Genomic DNA, 15,835 nt, shown 5'->3' on the forward strand with positions numbered 1-15,835 from the left:
TGCACGGCGCCGACCCAAGGGGGCGCCATGCCCGTACGCCGCACCTGGCGCTGCGGGCCCTGGCAGCCATGGATATCCGCGGCTCGGCTCCAGCGCGGGATGGCTGCTCGTGGCGTGGATGGCCCTGCTGCTCATCGGCTGGAGCCCGGCATTTGCCCAGTCGGCCGGCACCCCAACCTACAGCCTCTACATCGATACGGACGGTGATGCCCGCACGGGCTGCGCCGCCACCCTGGTCGATCGCAACGGAACTACGCGCATCGCTGGTGCGCAATACCTGGTCCAGGTCGAAACCCGCGCCGGCGCCACAGGCACGCAGGCCGGCCCCGTCACGCTGAGCGCCTGCACAGCCGGCGGATTCGGCCAGGCCAGCGTCCTGGATGCGGGACCGGCGTCCATCGTGGCCAGCATGGCCCAGGGCGAGGCCCGGGAGCAGATCGAGTGGCAGTTGCCCCTGGCACGGCTGGGGCTGCACGGAGATGCCCTGATCACCCTGGCGGCCGCCAGCCGTGGCGACTACCTTGTGCAAGCCGCGGGCCAGCCCATACGGCTGCAAATCCGGGCCCATGGTTCCTCGGCGGGAGCACGGCCCATCCCCACGCTGACAGGCGGAGCACTGGCGGCCCTGGCCGCGTTGATGGGCTTGCTGGCCTGGCGATACCGCAGGCGGGCCGGCGGCCCCTTGCTGCTGGCCGCCTTCGTGCTGGCAGGCACCCTGGGGACCATGGACGCCGACAGCCCGCTGGCCTGGGCCGGCTCCGGCACCCGTCCCCTGGCCCTGGATCCTGCGGGCGATCAGCTGCCTGGCACGCCCGACCTGCGGGCCCTGCATGCCGCCCAGCAGGGCAGCTGGCTCACGCTGCGCATCGACGCCGTGACAGGCTCTGCACCCGGCCCCGGCGGTGCCGACGGCCACCGCGACCTGTCCCCGCTCGAGCAGGCCGGCGGGCTGCCCCGCTTCACCACCGTCCCCCGTCTGCTGGCACAGGCCGGCCAGCCCTGGAGCTACCAGGTCCGGGCCGAGGACAGCCAGGGCCGCCCGCTCGCGGTGGAGGCCGCCGCTGCCGGCCTGCCACAAGGCATGGTGCTGTCCGGCGTGGCACCGGACCAGCTCATGCGCTGGACTCCGTCGACAGCAGGCCTGCACTCCGTCGAACTGCGCGTGCGCGACGCCGACGGCCGCGCCGGCAGCCAGGGCTTCGTGCTGGGTGTCAGCGATGACCGCCGGCTGCCGCCCGACCCTGCGCAGCGCGCATCGCCCCAGCCTGCGCACCTGCTGACGCCCTTCGTGGAAAGCACCCGCTTTCTCTACGAGGGCACCGACCCGGTACAGCAGGGCGTCGCCCCCGGCAGCCTGGACCCCGTGCGGGCCGCCGTGCTGCGCGGACAGGTCCTGGACAGGTCCGGCACCCCGCTGGCTGGTGTCCTGGTCCGCGTACAGGGCCATCCGCAGTTCGGCCACACCCGCACGCGTGCCGATGGCTGGTTCGACCTGGCCGCCAACGGCGGCGGCTGGCTCACCCTGCACTATGAAAAACCCGGCTACCTGCCCGTGCAACGCAAGCTCGCCACCCGCATGCGCGACTGGACCCTTGCCGAGGATGTGGCGCTCACGCCCCTGGACGCCCAGTACAGCCGCATCGAGCTTGACCAGCCGCAGCTGCAGGCCTACTGGGGCGCGCAGACTGCCGATGAACGCGGCCCGCGCCGCACCACCATCCTCTTTCCCGCGGGCACGCGGGCCACGGCGCAAATGCCCGACGGCAGCACGCGCCCCCTGCCCCGGCTGACCGTGCGCGTGTCCGAGTACACCGTGGGTCCCCAGGGCGTCAGGGCCATGCCCGGCGAGCTGCCCTCCACCGTGGGCTACACCTGGGCCGCCGACTTCTCGGCCGACGAGGCCCTGGCCCTGGGTGCCAGCCACGTGCGCTTCGACCGCCCCGTCCACGCCTACACCACCAACTTCATCGGCGCGCCCGTGGGCACGGCCGTGCCGGCGGGCTGGTACGACTTCGGGCGCTTGGCCTGGGTGGGCTCCGCCAACGGGCGCGTGGTGGAGCTGCTGTCCATCGACAACGGCAAGGCCACGCTGCGCGTGACCCGCGACCGCCGCGCGGCCACCGCGCAGGAGATGGCCGAGCTGGGCATCACCGACGACGAGCGCCAGGCCCTGGCCAGGATGCATGCGGTGGGAACGCAGCTGTGGCGCACGCCGCTGGAGCACTTCACGCCCTGGGACTTCAACTGGCCCTGGGGCCCGCCCGACGGAGCCAGCCCGCCGCCGCCCTCCGATGCGCCAGACCCCCGGCCCGGTCCCGGCCCCGATCCGAACGGCTCCGACGCGCCCCCGGACCCCGAGGACACGGACAACGACGACACCTCGCTCGACGAGCCCGGCGAGGACACCGAATGCGGTTGCGACATCTACCTCAAGCAACGCGCCGTGGGCCAGCGCATCCCGCTCCAGGGAATGCCCTTCGACCTCTACTACCGCAGCGACCGGACGCTGAGCACCCCGCCCGCCACGGGCGAGCAGACCACCTGGAGGACACGCGTGAAGTCATCGGACTTCAGCGCCTCATCGCTGCTGAAATATGCCGAGGTCCGGCACACCATTGCCGGCCGGCGCATCACCACCCGCTGGGATGGTGCGGATTTCGCCAATGCCGCTGCACTGGCGGAAAGCGGCTGGGATGGCACCGACGCCTACGGCCGCCCCGTGCCCTACGGGACGACGCTGCAGACACAGGTGCGCTATGCCTACCAGGCCGTGTACTACAGCCGTCCCGCCGACTTCCAGCGCGCCTTCGAAAGGCTGCAGCCGGCGGGCTCGCAGATGGGCCGCGACCTGTTTGCAGCGGGCGCCGAGATTTCCCTGGCGCGCACCCGGCCCGCACGCCTGATCCAGCCACCGCCGCGGCTCGGCGTCGAAGTCGCGCAAGCCCGCGTCGGGGGCTGGACCCTGAAGGGAATGCGCCTGTATGACGCGCAAAGACAGGTGCTGTACACCGCCGGCAAGCTGCCCCGGCCATCGGACCGCATGGTGCCGGGACTGCAGCCGCGCGGCCGCATCACCCTGCCCCCATCCGCCGTGCTGCTGAGCCATGGCGGCATCGCCGTGGCTCGCGGCCACCAGGTGCTGCTGCATGCCGGCGTTGATACCTTGTCGCAAGCGGGCGAGCCGCTTGCGGGCCAGGCGCAGGCCGGCTTTTCCGGCGACGGCGGTCCCGCGCGCGATGCGCAGTTCAGCGCGCCCACCCTCGTGGCCGAGGCACCGGGGGGCGGCTACTACATCATGGACAGCGGCAACCGGCGCCTGCGCCTCGTCGCCCCCGACGGGACGGTGCAGACCGTGGCCGGCAATGGCCAGGCGCAAGCCCCTTTCACCCCAGGCGTCCCGCACCAGGCGCTCGATGCCGGATTCGAAGCGATATCCATCGCAGCCCTGCCGGACGGCAGCCTGATGGCGGTCACGGACGGCTACTGGCGCCAACTGGTGCACCTGACCCCATCCGGCACGTTGACGGCACTGGCCTTGCCGGACGCCGATGCCACGCCCTACCGGGTGATCACCTCGTCCACGGGCCAAGTGTGGATAGGCGCACACCAGCGCAGCCAGCCAGGGGCGGACATCACGCCCAGGCTCTATCGCCTGGATGGCACGGGCCGTCTCACGCTGGAAGACTTCGCCTCCAGCATCGCCAGCGCGACGGCCGGCCCGGATGGCAGCCTGCTGGTGCCTGAGGGACGCAACCCTCGCATCCAGATGGTCAAGCCCTTCGGGCAAAGGCAGGTGCTGCACAGCACGGCCGAACTCGCCGGCCTGGGCGCGGTCCGGCTGATCGGCCACTCCAGCGACACCGGTCTGCTCCTGACGGCGGGCACAGGGCAACTGCTGCAGCTGTCCACCGGAATGCCCGCCTACAACGGCATGGCCTCTCATCTCGTGGGCCGCGAAGACGGCCGGACCTATGAGGAATTCTCGCCCCAGGGCCTGCCGCTTTCCGTGCGCAGCGCCGTCACCGGCGAGACCCTTTCCACCAGCACCTATGACGCGGACCACCGCCTCGTATCGGTCCGGGACGCCTTCGGCAACACCGCCCTCCTGCAGCGCGACGGCAGCCAGCAATTGACCGAGGTCACGGGCTTCGACGGCCAGCGCACCACGCTGGCCTATGGCGCGGACGGACTGCTGCAGTCGGTCACCGAGCCCGGCGGCGCCACCCACCGCATGGTCTACAACGCCCAAGGCCTGCTCACCGAATACCACGACCCGCGCGGCGGCGTGGACCGCTTCCGCTACGACGCCCGGGGCAAGCTGACCAGCAACCTGGCCCCCGATGGCAGCGGCTGGTCCCTGAGCCGCGCCAGCGACAACACCATCACCGCCACCACGGCCGAGGGACGCAGCAAGACCGTGCGCCAATGGGCCATGCCTGACAACCGCCTGAAAAAGGCCAGCACGGGCCTCGATGGCCTGCCGGTCGCCAAGGAAGGCAACACCCGGTACGGCAGCACGACCACCACCTTCCCCGATGGCACGGCCCAGGGCATCAGCCGCAGCCCGGACCCGGTCTTTGGCGCCGTGGCCCCGGCATTCACCACCACCAGCAGCAACGGCCAGACCCGCACCCAGCAGGGGGAGTCACGCTCCGCACAGTGGGACGGGCGGCAGTTCCTGACCTGGGCATCGCAGAACCGGTCATCCGACGGCACCTCATGGTCGCAGCGCCTGCTGCCGGGCCCGCAGCCGGCCATCGCCACCACGGACCCGGGCGGCGCGCAAACCACGGTCACCTACAACGCAGCCATGCAGCCCGTGTCGGTGGACACGCCCCAGCGCACGCAACTGCGCTACGGCTACACCGCACGCGGCCAACTGGGCCAGCTGGAGATGCGCGACCAGGCCGGCACGAGCCGCACACTCGCCCTGGCCTACCACCCCCATGGCAGCGACGGCGCGGGCCAGCTGGCCACGGCCACCAACGCCCTGGGCCAGGAAAGCCGCTTCAGCTACGACGCCGCCGGCCGGCTCACCACCAGCACCCTGCCCGATGGCCGTGCCACCCGCTACCGCTACGACGCGGCCGGCAACCTGCTCAGCCTCACCACGCCGGCAGGCACCACGCACAGCTTCAGCTATGACGGCGCCAGCCAGCCTGCCAGCTACCAGGCGCCCCAGGGCAGCATCCAGTGGAACTACACACTGGAGCGCCGACCCGCCAGCGTGACCCGCCCCGGCGGCGAGACCATCCGCTTCGGCTACGACGCGGGTGCCCGGCTGGCCTCCATCGCCAGCAACGCCGGCACCACCAGCATGCACTACGACGCCGTGGGCCGGCTCGAACGCCTGAGCCGCGCAGACCAGCAGATCAGCTATGGCCGTACCGATGGCATCGTCACCTCCGAACAATGGAGCGGCACCATCGATGCCCGCCTGGAGACGGGCATCGACCAGCAAGCGCGTGCCACCGGCATGCGTATTGCATCGGGCACCGACCGGATCGAGCTGCCCATCGGCCACTACGCCAACGGGCGGCCCCACGCCGTGGGCGGTCTCTGGCTGGGCTACGGCAGCGACGGACTGCTCACCAGTGCCATCGGCGACTTCGGCAGCATGCACTATGGCTACAACGGCTTCGGCGAAGTGGACCGCGCCAGTTTCGTCATGTCCGCGCCGGGCGCCTTGCCGCAAGCCCGGCCCACGCAGCTCAGGCTCGCCGCCAGCCTGCGTGCGCTGGAAGCCGCGCTGCTCGCGCAGATCACCGAGGCCGGCACCTGCCGCCTGCGCGGCTGGTACGCCCCGGGCCAGGGGTTCATACCCTCCACCCAGCCGCGCGCAACCGCCTTCGCGTGGGACTCCGCCGCGGCGAACTGGATCCTGGACACGCCGCAACTGGCCGCGCAACAGCGCATCGGCCATGTCGCGCAATACGGCCAGCCCCGGGAGGTGGACCCTGACTACTGCGCCGACCAGGTGCGCCGCTACCTGCAAACCCCGTTGCGATACGCCGAGGAGGAAGGCGGCACGCCCTGGTGGTCCGGGAGCGTTCTTGGCGACATCCGCGCACTGCGCGATGCCACGGCCGGTGGCGCGCCCGCCGTGGCCGTGCTGGGCTGGGGTCCTTCGCTGGCCGGCAGCCTGAGCGACACCACCAGCTTCAACACACCTGCCATCAGCGCCCTCTACGCCCAGGCACTGCAAATGCTGGAGGACCTGGATACCGCGCGCTACCAGTACGGCACGCCAGTCGAATTCACCTACGAACGCGATGCGCTGGGACGCATCACCCGGCAGGCCGAGCGCATGCTGGCCACCCGCCTGGAGCATGCCTACGGGTATGACAGCGCCGGCCGCCTGACCCGGCACACGCTGGACGGGAGCACCACCCTCTGGAGCTATGACGCCAACGGCAACCGCACCCATGAAAACGGCCAGCCCATCGCCAGCTACGACAGCGAAGACCGCCTGCTGCACTGGAAAGACAACACCTACCAGTACAGCCCGGCCGGCGACCTGCGCCAGAAAGCCACACCCGCAGGAACCACCACCTACCAGTACGACAGCCTGGGCAACCTGCGGCAGGTGCGACTGCCGCGCGGCGACCGCATCGACTACCTCGTGGACCCGCTCAATCGCCGGATAGGCAAGCAGAAAAACGGCGCGCTGCAATACGGCCTGATCTACCAGGACGACCTCAGGCCCGTGGCCGAGCTCAGGCCCGGCGGCGGCGTCCGCAGCGTCTTCGTCTACGCCGACAAGCCCAACGTGCCCAGCGCGCTGATACAGGGCGGCAAGACCTACCGCATCGTCAGCGACCACCTGGGCAGCGTTCGCATGGTGATCGACCCCGAAACCGGCGCCATGCAGCAACGCCTGGACTACGACGCCTGGGGCCGCGTGATCCATGACAGCAACCCCGGCTTTCAGCCGTTCGGATTTGCGGGAGGCCTGTATGACCCGGACACAGGGTTGACCCGGTTCGGGGCACGGGACTATGACGCGGAGACTGGGCGGTGGACGGCGAAGGATCCAATTTTGTTTGAAGGTGGGGATACGAGTCTCTATGGCTATGTTTTGCAAGATCCTATGAATTGGTTTGATCCCGATGGCCTGGCCAAATTTGGAGGAAAAAGGAAGGGCGAAAGAAATAGAACAGCCAAACCAGAGGGAACCGTCAATCCCTACAAGCACACAAGACAGGACCCCAATGATCCATCAAAAATATTGCAAAAAGATGCCGATGGAAAATGGATAAAAAAAGCGAAACCAGAAGGCTACGATGACGCAATAAGAAAAAAACAAAAAGGTGAAGCACTCAATGAATTTCTAGAGAATTTTCTACCTTGGCCATTTATACCAAATGAATTGGCATGCGCTACACTGGATTGTCACTACTCATGGGATCCATGCGAAAAAATTTGGACCAAAAGATGACCAAAAAATCATTCAACTTGGCACAAGATGCAATAGAGCAAAAAAGATACAAGAAGGCATTTAGAATTTATCTAAAGTCCATGAAAAATGGAGATATAGATTGCGAGCTGAATATTGGATACTTTTACGACAAAGGAATTGGAATAAGAAAGAACAAAAAAAAAGCAGCTTACCATTACAAAAATTGTGCTGATCGAGGAGACCCTGCAGGCGCAAACAATTTGGCAATTCTCTACAAGGAAAACAAAAAATATAGATTAGCCGAAAGATATTTTAACCTTGCAATTATTCTTGGCGATAAAGATGCAGCTCTCGAGATAGCCGAAATACATATCAAAAATGGCGACATCAGTTCAGCAAAAATCTATTTACTCCTTGTCATAAAAGCAGCAGATAATGAAGTCACACCTGCATCAAGAAATGCAGCATCAAATATTTTAAAAACCATCAATAAAAATTCCATTATCCGTCGATAAAAATCAATAGCCACCCGACATCTCTTCGGAAATTAAATATACAAAAAAGACCTAAGCAGCGCCATTTCTCTACTGAAGCTTGTCGCGAAGTTCGATATCACACATGCTCATTTTGATCTGGCAGTCATTTATGAAACAGGCCATGGAGTCGAGAACAACAGAAAAAGGCATATCGACATTTTCTTGCAGCCACCCTGAATGGCGACGACAGTTCCATGAATGAATTCTGGCGCTGCCTTTACTATGGCACCAGGATTTATCGCGACAGAAAATCGGCCTAAATATGGTTTCTCCGGTCAAAATCACTTGGCATATCATTCAGAGAATATCCAATTCATTATCCAACATTAACATCATGCGCATAAAGCCCAAAAATCAAAGGATCTTTCGTATTGATCAGATTACGCAGGATGGAGAAAATGCAAAACAGATTGAATTGCCCCAATTGTCATCTACAGTATCGCAAGCTACTATACAAAGAGATATCCATATGCCCATATTGCAACGCAAAAATAAAAACCGACATATTCATCATCAATCTTATTGAATCCACAGCAGGAGCACCTGTCTTATGGATGTTTTCAAGCCTGTTTCGACTATGGCTTGGTGATGATCTGGAGCTTCTGGCCTATGCCTTGACCATTTCAATTGCGGCTGCCATGCACTGGGTGGTAGTCAACCACTACATCACGGCAATGGTGGTCGGTGAAGAATAGTCAGCCAATGCTATTGGTCAGTACAAGCCACTGCCAACCAACTACAGCTCTATTGCAATTGAATTTATCAGACAGGCGAATGGCCGGAAAAACATGAATTTCCTTCATTGATTACAAGAAGAAATCCGCCGCACCGGGAGGGTATGCACCAACCTCACAAAGCATCGCTTTCATCGAATGACCAGCCACAAAAAAACCCGCCGGCTTCGTGGCCCGGCGGGTTTCCTCAGGTGAACAACAGCCGGGGCTGTTATGGCTTCACAGGGACCTGCTCCGTGTATTCGCGCAGCACGCCGCCGCCTTCGACGGAGCCGCTGACCTGGCCGTCCTTGACGCGATCCACGCAGGAGCGGTGGTCGGCTTCGTTCTTGAAGACGTCGCAGCGGGCCACGGCATTGCGCTGGAAGTGGTCGCCCGACTGGATGCCGCCACGGCGCGCTTGTTCCTTGACGGCGGCGGCTTCGTGCTGTGCCGGGTCGCGGCGGTCATAGCCACGCTGGGCGGGGCCCTTGTCGGCATGCTTCTTGTGGTGGTGCGGCTTGGCTTTTTCCGCGGCGGGCGGTGGGGGCGGTGCGCCATCGGCGGGCGGCGCGGGCTGGGCGGTGGCCAGGCCGGCCATGCCCAGGACGGCGGCGCCGATGCACAGTTGCAGGGGACGGATCCATGGGTTCTTCATAGCTTCACTCCATTCCTCGTGAAAAAGTCAAGGCCCAAGCATGCGTGTTTTCCAGCGCCGTATTTATCGGTACAGCACGGCTACGTGTGCAGGCCATGGCCTACAGCTTGCCGTGAGCCGCTCGCGCGCGTCCTGTCCCAGGTCAAGCCGGCATGGCAAACCAGCGTTGCACGCCTTCGGCCATGCGCGCGAAGACGCTGTCCAGCGTGGGCACCTCGCTGCCCCAGAGCGCGCGCAGCACCTCGGCGCTTTCGAACAGGCCATGCCAGTAGCAGCCCGCGACGCGCCCGTCGGTGCTGTGCCACAGCAGGCCCGGCACGGGCTCGCACACGGCGCTGCCGGCGGCCACCATGTCGGCGCGCACGCGGGTCTGGCCGTGATGGATTTCATAGGCCTGGGCGCTGGCGCCGGACAGCGGCGCCAGCGCACCGGGCAGCGGCGGCAGGCGCACGCTGGCGGGGCGCACCGTTTTTTCGCTGGCGAACAGCGTGGTCAGCGGCAGCAGGCCCAGGCCGGCGGCGTTGCCATCCACGCCATGCAGGTCGATCAAGGCCTCGCCCAGCATCTGCAGGCCGCCGCAGATGCCCAGCACCTGGCGGCCCGCCGCCGCATGGGCCGTGACGGCCGCGTCCAGGCCCTGGCTGCGCATCCAGGCCAGGTCGGCGGCCGTGGCCTTGGAGCCGGGCAGGATGATCCAGTCGGCCCCGGCCAGTTGGGCCGGCGTGCGCGCCCAGACCACGCGCAGGCCGGGCACCTGCAGCAGGGGCTGGAACTCATCGAGGTTGCTGATGCGCGGGTAGGCGACGATGGCAAGGGTGGTGTGCACGGCCCGCCCTGCCCCGCCCAGCCCGACTGCGCCGCTGGAGCCCCGGTCATCGAAGACACCGTCTTCCTCGGGCAGGCCATGCTGGAACTGCATGGGGATGGTGGCCACGGTGGGCACGCCCGTGCGTTCCTGCAGCATCTGCGGCGCGGGTGCGAGCAGGGCGGCATCGCCCCGGAACTTGTTGAGCACGAAGCCCCGGATCAGCGCCTGTTCCTCGGGCGGCAGCAGGGCCCAGGTGCCGTAGAGGTGGGCGAAGGCCCCGCCCCGGTCGATGTCGGCCACCAGCAGGCAGTGGGCGCCGCAGTGGCGCGCCACGCGCATGTTGACGACGTCGCTGGCGTGCAGGTTGATCTCGGCCGGAGAGCCAGCGCCCTCGATGACGACCACGTCGTTGTCGGCGCGCAGGCTGTCCAGGGCCTCGGCGATCTGCGGCCACACGCGGGCGCTGCGGCCCCGCCATGGCAAGGCCGACAGTTCTTCGCTGACCTGCCCCAGCAGCACGACCTGGCTGCGCATGTCGGCCTCGGGCTTGAGCAGCAGCGGGTTCATGCGCACGTCGGGCGCGCAGCCGGCGGCCAGGGCCTGCAGGTACTGGGCCGTGCCGATCTCGCCCCAGGCGCCGCCCGGCGCGGCGACCACGCGCGCGTTGTTGCTCATGTTCTGCGCCTTGAAGGGCGCAACCTTGAAGCCCTGCGCACGGTACCAGGCGCACAGTGCGGTGGCGACCCAGCTCTTGCCGGCCCCGCTGCTGGTGCCCAGCACCATCAAACACAGCGCGGGGCGCCGGCCCGGTGCGGGCAGGGGAAGGTTCATACCCTGGGGGTCATGCGAGTCCATGTTCTTTCTCCACTTGCCGCCAGGCGGCGTGCAGCGCGTCCTGGGACGCAGGTGGCAGCACGCCCATGCGCACGCAGCCCGGCAAGCCGAAGCTGGCGCAGTCGCGCAGCTTGATGTCCTGCGCGCGCAGACCGGCCAGCAACACGGGCATGTGGCCCTGCAAGGGCCCGGGCCAGCGCGCCACGAAGTAGTTGGCCTGCGATCCGGGCAGCACCTGCCAGCCCAGCCGCTGCACCAGATCGATCTGCCGGGCCTTCCAGCCGCGCAGCAGGTCCAGGCTCTGCGCCAGCCATTGCCGGCCGGCAGGCGAGGCCCAGGTCGCGAGCATGGCCTCGCCATGGGCGCCCACGGGCCAGGAGGGAGCCAGGTCGCGCAGGGCCTCGATTTCCTGCGGGGCCACGCCTGCGGGCGCGATGGCATAGGCGGCGCGCACGCCGGTCATGCCCAGGGCCTTGTTGGGAGTCCACATCTGCCAGGCACCCTGCACGTCGGGAGGTATCGGCGGGCCCGGCTCCAGCAGGAGCGGCGCATAGGCGCAGTCGATCACACGCCAGGTCCCGGGCTGGGGCGCACCGCTCCACTGCGGCCAGACCTCCTCGGGCCGGCCCAGCGGGCTCGATGGCGCGCAGGCCCAGTGCAGGCCGCCACCCGCTTCGGCGACGCCGTCGCGCGCGGCCAGCGGCAGGCGCCAGACCCGGGCCGCGTGGGCATAGTCGCCGTAGTGGTGCGCGGGCAGGCTGGCGATGGCCGCGCCTTCGCGCAGCGCATGCATGGTGATGCGGTGGATGAATTCGCTGGCACTGGCGGCCACGACGATGCGTTCGGCCTGCACGCCATGCAGATCGGCCAGGAGGGCGCGCAGTGCCGTGTAATGCGGGTCCGGGTACTGGGCCGCGTGGGCCCCGGCCAATGCCGCCAGGGCTGCCGGGCAGGGTCCGCAGGCGTTGCGGTTGGTGGAGAAGTCATGGACCGGCACGCCCAGCGCATCCGTGCCGCCGTGGGTCAGGGCCATCATGTCGCGCCCGCCATCACGCCGGCCACGGCCAGGCCGCAGACGGCCAGCAGGGCGACCACACGGCCTGCATGAACGACGGCCTGTTGCAGTTCGGCGGGCTGCGGAACGCGCCCCCGGGGGTTGAGCACATAGACGCCGGGCTTGCCCAGGCGCACGCCCAGCAGCCGCGCCATGGCGCCCATGGGCCAGCCGCCATTGGGCGAAAGTGTGACGCGCGCATCCTGGCGCAAGCCCCTCCAGCCCACGCTGCGACCGACAGCCATGCCGGACAGCGCCAGCAGCAGCGCCGTCAGGCGCGCGGGCATCCAGTTGAGCAGGTCGTCGGCGCGCGCGGCCCATTTGCCGGCCCACTGCCAATGGCGCCGGTCGTCGCCCTTTCCTCGCCAGCCCGGGTAGCCCCACATGGCATCGGCGGTGTTCGCCAGGCGGTAGAGCGCGGCGCCCGGCAGGCCGGCCACGGCAAACCAGAACAGCGGCGCGAGCACGGAGTCGCTGAGGTTCTCGGCCAGGGTTTCGATGGCGCTTTCGCGCACCTGGCCCGCATCCAGCTGGGCGGTGTCGCGGCTGACCAGCCAGGTCAGGCGCTCGCGTCCTTCGGGCAATGACTGCTGCAGCGCGGCCTCCACGGCCAGGACTTCCTCGCGCAGCATGCGCCAGGACAGCAGCGGCTTGAGCAGCACGCCCAGCACCAGCGCACCCAGCCACCAGGGCATGGGCGGCAGCAGCCATTGGATCAGTGCATAGAGGCTGGCGAAAAGCAGGGCCAGCAGGCACCAGGCCAGCGCGCCCAGCCCGAAGCGGGGCCAGTCGCGCGACCGATCCTGACGCGGCGCAATCCTGAGCCCGGCGGCGCCCAGCAGTCGACCCATGGCGACCACGGGGTGCATCCACACCGGAGGCTCACCCCAGAGCCGGTCGATCAGCAGCGCCACGGGCACGGCCAGTGCGGCGGCCATGGCATCGCGCGCCCAGGGACCGGGATGGGCCTGCGACAGCGCCTGCCAGGCCCACCACAGGGGGCTCAGCGCCGCGGCCGGCAGTTGCCAGGGCTCGATGGCGCTCATGCCTGCGGCAGCACCCCGGCGCCACCCTGGCCCCAGAGGTCTTCATAGAGCATGTCCTGCAGGGGCGCGCGACTGGCCCATTTTTCCTGCTGGAGCATGGGTTCGGCGTAGTAGGCCGATACCGGGCCCAGGCACAGCACGGCCAGCGGCCGGCTGCCCACGGGCATGTGCAGCAGCGCGGCCAGCGCCTCGGGATCGAAGAGGGACACCCAGCCCAGCCCCAGCCCTTCGGCGCGCGCGGCCAGCCACAGGTTCTGGATGGCGCAGGCGGCGGATGCCACGTCCATCTCGGGCAGGGTGCGGCGACCGAAGACATGGGCCTCGCGCCCCGGCGGCATGGCCACGACCAGCACTTCGGCCGCCTCCAGCACGCCCTGGACCTTGAGCTTCATGAAGTCTTCCTCGCGCTCGCCCAGAGCGCGTGCCGTGCACAGGCGCTCCTGCTCCACCAGCGCGTGGATGTCCCTGCGCAATCGCGCATCGCGCACGCGGATGAAGCGCCAGGGCTGCATGAAGCCGACGCTGGGCGCATGGTGGGCAGCGCGCAGCAGGCGCAGCAGCGTGTCCGGCGCGACCTGGCCGCCGCAGAAATGGCGCATGTCGCGCCGCTCATGGATGGCGCGGTAGACGGCGTCGCGCTCGGCCTCGGTGAAGGGCCGGGCGGCAATGGTCGCGGGGGCCGGGACGGGGGATGCCGGGGATGGAAGATCGCTGCTCATGCCACCATTGTCCGCCGCAGGCCGCTGGCCTGCGGGCGGCATCAGTCCTCGATCCCGCGTTGGGCGGGAATGCCGGCCTGGAAGGCATGCTTGACCAGTTCCATGCGCGTGACGGTATCGGCCACGGCGATGATTTCCTCGGGGCAGCGGCGGCCCGTGAGCATGACGTGCACATGGCGCGGGCGCTCGGCCAGCGCCTGGAGCACGGGCTCCAGCGGCAGCCAGCCGTAGATCAGCGGGTAGGTGATCTCGTCGAGCACGACCAGGAAATGCTCACCCGAGAGGATGGCGGCGCGCGCGCGCTCCCAGCCTTCGCGGGCGATCTGTGCCGAGCGCTCGTGGTCCTGGCTCTTCCAGCTGAAGCCGTCGCCCAGTCCTTCGATGGGCATGCCCAGCTGCTCGAACATGCGGTGCTCGCCGAAGCGCGCCGTGGGCACCTTCATGAACTGGAAGATCTTGACGGGCTTGCCACGGCCATGGGCGCGCAGGGCCAGGCCGAAGGCCGCCGTGCTCTTGCCCTTGCCGTCGCCGGTGTTCACCAGCACCAGGCCACGGCGCTCGCCTTCGGGCTTTTCATAGGGCTTTTCCGTCGGGGCCTGTTCGATCTGCATGGGTTCACGTCCTCAAAAGTTGCACGCGCCACGGCATGCATGCGCCGCGGCGGAGCGCCACTTTAACCGAGGCGGCAAGCCAGCCGGCGCCGCAGGGCACGCACGGCGCTGTCCACCGTGGTGAGCACGGGCAGGCCGGTGGCCGCCTCGCACGCGGCGCGGGCGCGCGCCATGCTGAACTGGGCCAGGGCGATGCGCGTGCAGCCGCGCGCGGCCAGCACCCTGGCCTGCTCGACCACCAGCCGGTCATGGGTGGCGGCATCACCCCGGTCGAGCGCATCCATGGCGCCATCGGCCAGCGCGGTCACCAGTGGCACAGCGGCCGGGAATTCCGGCGGCATGGACTGCAGCGTGGGAGCGAAGCTGGAGATCAGGCCCAGAGGCCCGCCCTGCCCCGCCACGGCTTCCTCGATCATGGCCTCGTTGGGCTTGAGCACGGGAATGGGTGCATGGCGCGCGGCCACGGCCTCGATGCAGGGCCCGAAGGCCGAGCAGGTGAACAAGATCCCCTGCGCCCCCGTGTCCACGGCGTACTGCGCCAGCCGCTGGAAGCGTTCGTGCATGGCGGCATCCAGGCCGCGCCCGTCCCGGGCCAGATCGGCGGAAAGGCTGTCGTCCAGCAGGTTCATGCGCACCGCCTCGGGCCAGTCGCGCGCAAAGGCTTCGTTGATGGGAGCGACGGAGTGGCTGAGGGCGTGGATGAGGGCGATGCGGGTCATGGATGGGGGAGTCTGGAATGGAAAGGAGTCATCGGGGCGCCAGCCGGGTGAACTGGGAGCGCGGCAGCAGGCGCTTGAAATCGGCATCGAAGCTGACCACATGCTCACCCTGGTGGATGGCGGCGGCGGCCAGCCATGCGTCCGGCACGTCATTGGCGGCAAGCGCCTTGTCGGCGCACAGTTGCATCAACGCAGGCCATTCGGCACCCAGCACGGCCTGCTCAACGCCTGCCGATGCCAGCAATGCGTCGATGAAGCGCAAAGCCTCGGCCATGGGCGTCGGGTTGACGAAGATCTTCGGATGCGTGACCAGACGCAGAAAGCTCGCCACCACCATGGGCTGCAATTTCAACGGCACGCCCTGACTGGCATCGGCCATCGCCTGCTCCAGCCAGTTGCGGGCCACCGGATGCTGGGGGTGGTCGCTGCGCGATGCCGCGACCAACAGGCTGACATCGGGCGTCATGGCTGATCCTGCTGATCGGCGGCATCCAGCAGCGCGCGGTTGCTCAGTGCGTCCAGCCCCGGTGCCAGTCCGCCCTTGCCGTGGTAGACGGGAAGGCGCACGCGCCGGGCAGGCGCCTGGGCCTTGCGCAAACGCAATTGCAGGCCCTCCTCTATCAGGCGCGTCAGGCTGGTGTGCTGCTGTGCCGCATAGGTCTTCGCTTCGGTCAGCAATGCATCGTTGAGGTCAAGCGTGGTCTTCATGGCGGCCCCTGGAGCAGGAATTTCGTACAG

12 protein-coding genes are annotated in these 15,835 nt (G+C 67.4%); 3 read left to right on the plus strand and 9 right to left on the minus strand.

The features are described 5' to 3' along the window. The first annotated feature begins 118 nt into the window (after positions 1-118). From L1Z78_RS18130 to L1Z78_RS18140, 3 genes are all read left to right on the plus strand, one after another. On the plus strand, positions 119-7,438 hold the full coding sequence (locus tag L1Z78_RS18130; protein WP_234637771.1) for an RHS repeat-associated core domain-containing protein: 7,320 nt from the start codon (positions 119-121) through the stop codon (positions 7,436-7,438). Beyond that, the gene (locus L1Z78_RS18135) at positions 7,435-7,914 is read left to right on the plus strand and encodes a tetratricopeptide repeat protein (protein WP_234637772.1); all 480 of its coding nucleotides are present in this window, start codon (positions 7,435-7,437) and stop codon (positions 7,912-7,914) included. The genes L1Z78_RS18130 and L1Z78_RS18135 overlap by 4 nt, the downstream gene beginning before the upstream one ends. A gap of 419 nt (positions 7,915-8,333) precedes the next feature. Continuing rightward, positions 8,334-8,630 carry a hypothetical protein gene (locus L1Z78_RS18140; RefSeq protein WP_234637773.1) on the plus strand — a complete coding sequence of 99 codons (297 nt, stop codon included), beginning with the start codon at positions 8,334-8,336 and terminating at the stop codon, positions 8,628-8,630. 250 nt (positions 8,631-8,880) lie between these two features. Here L1Z78_RS18140 and L1Z78_RS18145 read toward each other — a convergent pair whose 3' ends face one another. From L1Z78_RS18145 to L1Z78_RS18185, 9 genes are all read right to left on the minus strand, one after another. Further along, the gene (locus tag L1Z78_RS18145; protein WP_234637774.1) at positions 8,881-9,306 is read right to left on the minus strand and encodes a hypothetical protein; all 426 of its coding nucleotides are present in this window, start codon (positions 9,304-9,306) and stop codon (positions 8,881-8,883) included. 142 nt (positions 9,307-9,448) lie between these two features. Beyond that, on the minus strand, positions 9,449-10,969 hold the full coding sequence (locus L1Z78_RS18150) for a cobyric acid synthase (RefSeq protein ID WP_234637775.1): 1,521 nt from the start codon (positions 10,967-10,969) through the stop codon (positions 9,449-9,451). Then, positions 10,956-11,981: an aminotransferase class I/II-fold pyridoxal phosphate-dependent enzyme gene (locus L1Z78_RS18155; protein ID WP_234642206.1), complete on the minus strand. Its 1,026-nt coding sequence runs from the start codon at positions 11,979-11,981 to the stop codon at positions 10,956-10,958. Before L1Z78_RS18155 ends, L1Z78_RS18150 begins: the two co-directional genes overlap by 14 nt. Continuing rightward, positions 11,981-13,048: an adenosylcobinamide-phosphate synthase CbiB gene (cbiB, locus tag L1Z78_RS18160; RefSeq protein WP_234637776.1), complete on the minus strand. Its 1,068-nt coding sequence runs from the start codon at positions 13,046-13,048 to the stop codon at positions 11,981-11,983. The genes L1Z78_RS18155 and cbiB overlap by 1 nt, the downstream gene beginning before the upstream one ends. Beyond that, positions 13,045-13,767 carry a 5,6-dimethylbenzimidazole synthase gene (gene bluB / locus L1Z78_RS18165; RefSeq protein ID WP_234637777.1) on the minus strand — a complete coding sequence of 241 codons (723 nt, stop codon included), beginning with the start codon at positions 13,765-13,767 and terminating at the stop codon, positions 13,045-13,047. Before bluB ends, cbiB begins: the two co-directional genes overlap by 4 nt. Positions 13,768-13,808: 41 nt before the next feature. After that, positions 13,809-14,378 (minus strand): cob(I)yrinic acid a,c-diamide adenosyltransferase, encoded by a 570-nt coding sequence (gene cobO, locus L1Z78_RS18170; RefSeq protein ID WP_234637778.1) that lies wholly within the window; start codon positions 14,376-14,378, stop codon positions 13,809-13,811. Positions 14,379-14,440: 62 nt separating this feature from the next. Beyond that, positions 14,441-15,097, minus strand: a complete 657-nt coding sequence (locus L1Z78_RS18175; RefSeq protein ID WP_234637779.1) for an aspartate/glutamate racemase family protein — start codon at positions 15,095-15,097, stop codon at positions 14,441-14,443. 28 nt (positions 15,098-15,125) lie between these two features. Further along, complete coding sequence (locus tag L1Z78_RS18180; RefSeq protein ID WP_234637780.1) at positions 15,126-15,563, minus strand: TA system VapC family ribonuclease toxin; 438 nt, start codon at positions 15,561-15,563, stop codon at positions 15,126-15,128. After that, positions 15,560-15,805, minus strand: coding sequence for a DUF6364 family protein (locus L1Z78_RS18185; protein WP_012204647.1), 246 nt, complete (start codon positions 15,803-15,805; stop codon positions 15,560-15,562). Before L1Z78_RS18185 ends, L1Z78_RS18180 begins: the two co-directional genes overlap by 4 nt. Between the last annotated feature and the right edge of the window lie 30 nt (positions 15,806-15,835).

The sequence above is a fragment of the Delftia tsuruhatensis genome (genome assembly GCF_903815225.1).
GTDB lineage: Bacteria > Pseudomonadota > Gammaproteobacteria > Burkholderiales > Burkholderiaceae_C > Comamonas > Comamonas tsuruhatensis_A.

What these genes read in the sequence shown, in the direction of transcription:
- L1Z78_RS18130 (WP_234637771.1), top strand. Translation starts at nt 119, where the DNA reads ATGGCCCTGCTGCTCATCGGCTGGAGCCCGGCATTTGCCCAGTCGGCC.
- L1Z78_RS18135 (WP_234637772.1), top strand. Translation starts at nt 7,435, where the DNA reads ATGACCAAAAAATCATTCAACTTGGCACAAGATGCAATAGAGCAAAAA.
- L1Z78_RS18140 (WP_234637773.1), top strand. Translation starts at nt 8,334, where the DNA reads ATGCAAAACAGATTGAATTGCCCCAATTGTCATCTACAGTATCGCAAG.
- L1Z78_RS18145 (WP_234637774.1), bottom strand. Translation starts at nt 9,306, where the DNA reads ATGAAGAACCCATGGATCCGTCCCCTGCAACTGTGCATCGGCGCCGCC.
- L1Z78_RS18150 (WP_234637775.1), bottom strand. Translation starts at nt 10,969, where the DNA reads ATGGACTCGCATGACCCCCAGGGTATGAACCTTCCCCTGCCCGCACCG.
- L1Z78_RS18155 (WP_234642206.1), bottom strand. Translation starts at nt 11,981, where the DNA reads ATGGCCCTGACCCACGGCGGCACGGATGCGCTGGGCGTGCCGGTCCAT.
- cbiB (WP_234637776.1), bottom strand. Translation starts at nt 13,048, where the DNA reads ATGAGCGCCATCGAGCCCTGGCAACTGCCGGCCGCGGCGCTGAGCCCC.
- bluB (WP_234637777.1), bottom strand. Translation starts at nt 13,767, where the DNA reads ATGAGCAGCGATCTTCCATCCCCGGCATCCCCCGTCCCGGCCCCCGCG.
- cobO (WP_234637778.1), bottom strand. Translation starts at nt 14,378, where the DNA reads ATGCAGATCGAACAGGCCCCGACGGAAAAGCCCTATGAAAAGCCCGAA.
- L1Z78_RS18175 (WP_234637779.1), bottom strand. Translation starts at nt 15,097, where the DNA reads ATGACCCGCATCGCCCTCATCCACGCCCTCAGCCACTCCGTCGCTCCC.
- L1Z78_RS18180 (WP_234637780.1), bottom strand. Translation starts at nt 15,563, where the DNA reads ATGACGCCCGATGTCAGCCTGTTGGTCGCGGCATCGCGCAGCGACCAC.
- L1Z78_RS18185 (WP_012204647.1), bottom strand. Translation starts at nt 15,805, where the DNA reads ATGAAGACCACGCTTGACCTCAACGATGCATTGCTGACCGAAGCGAAG.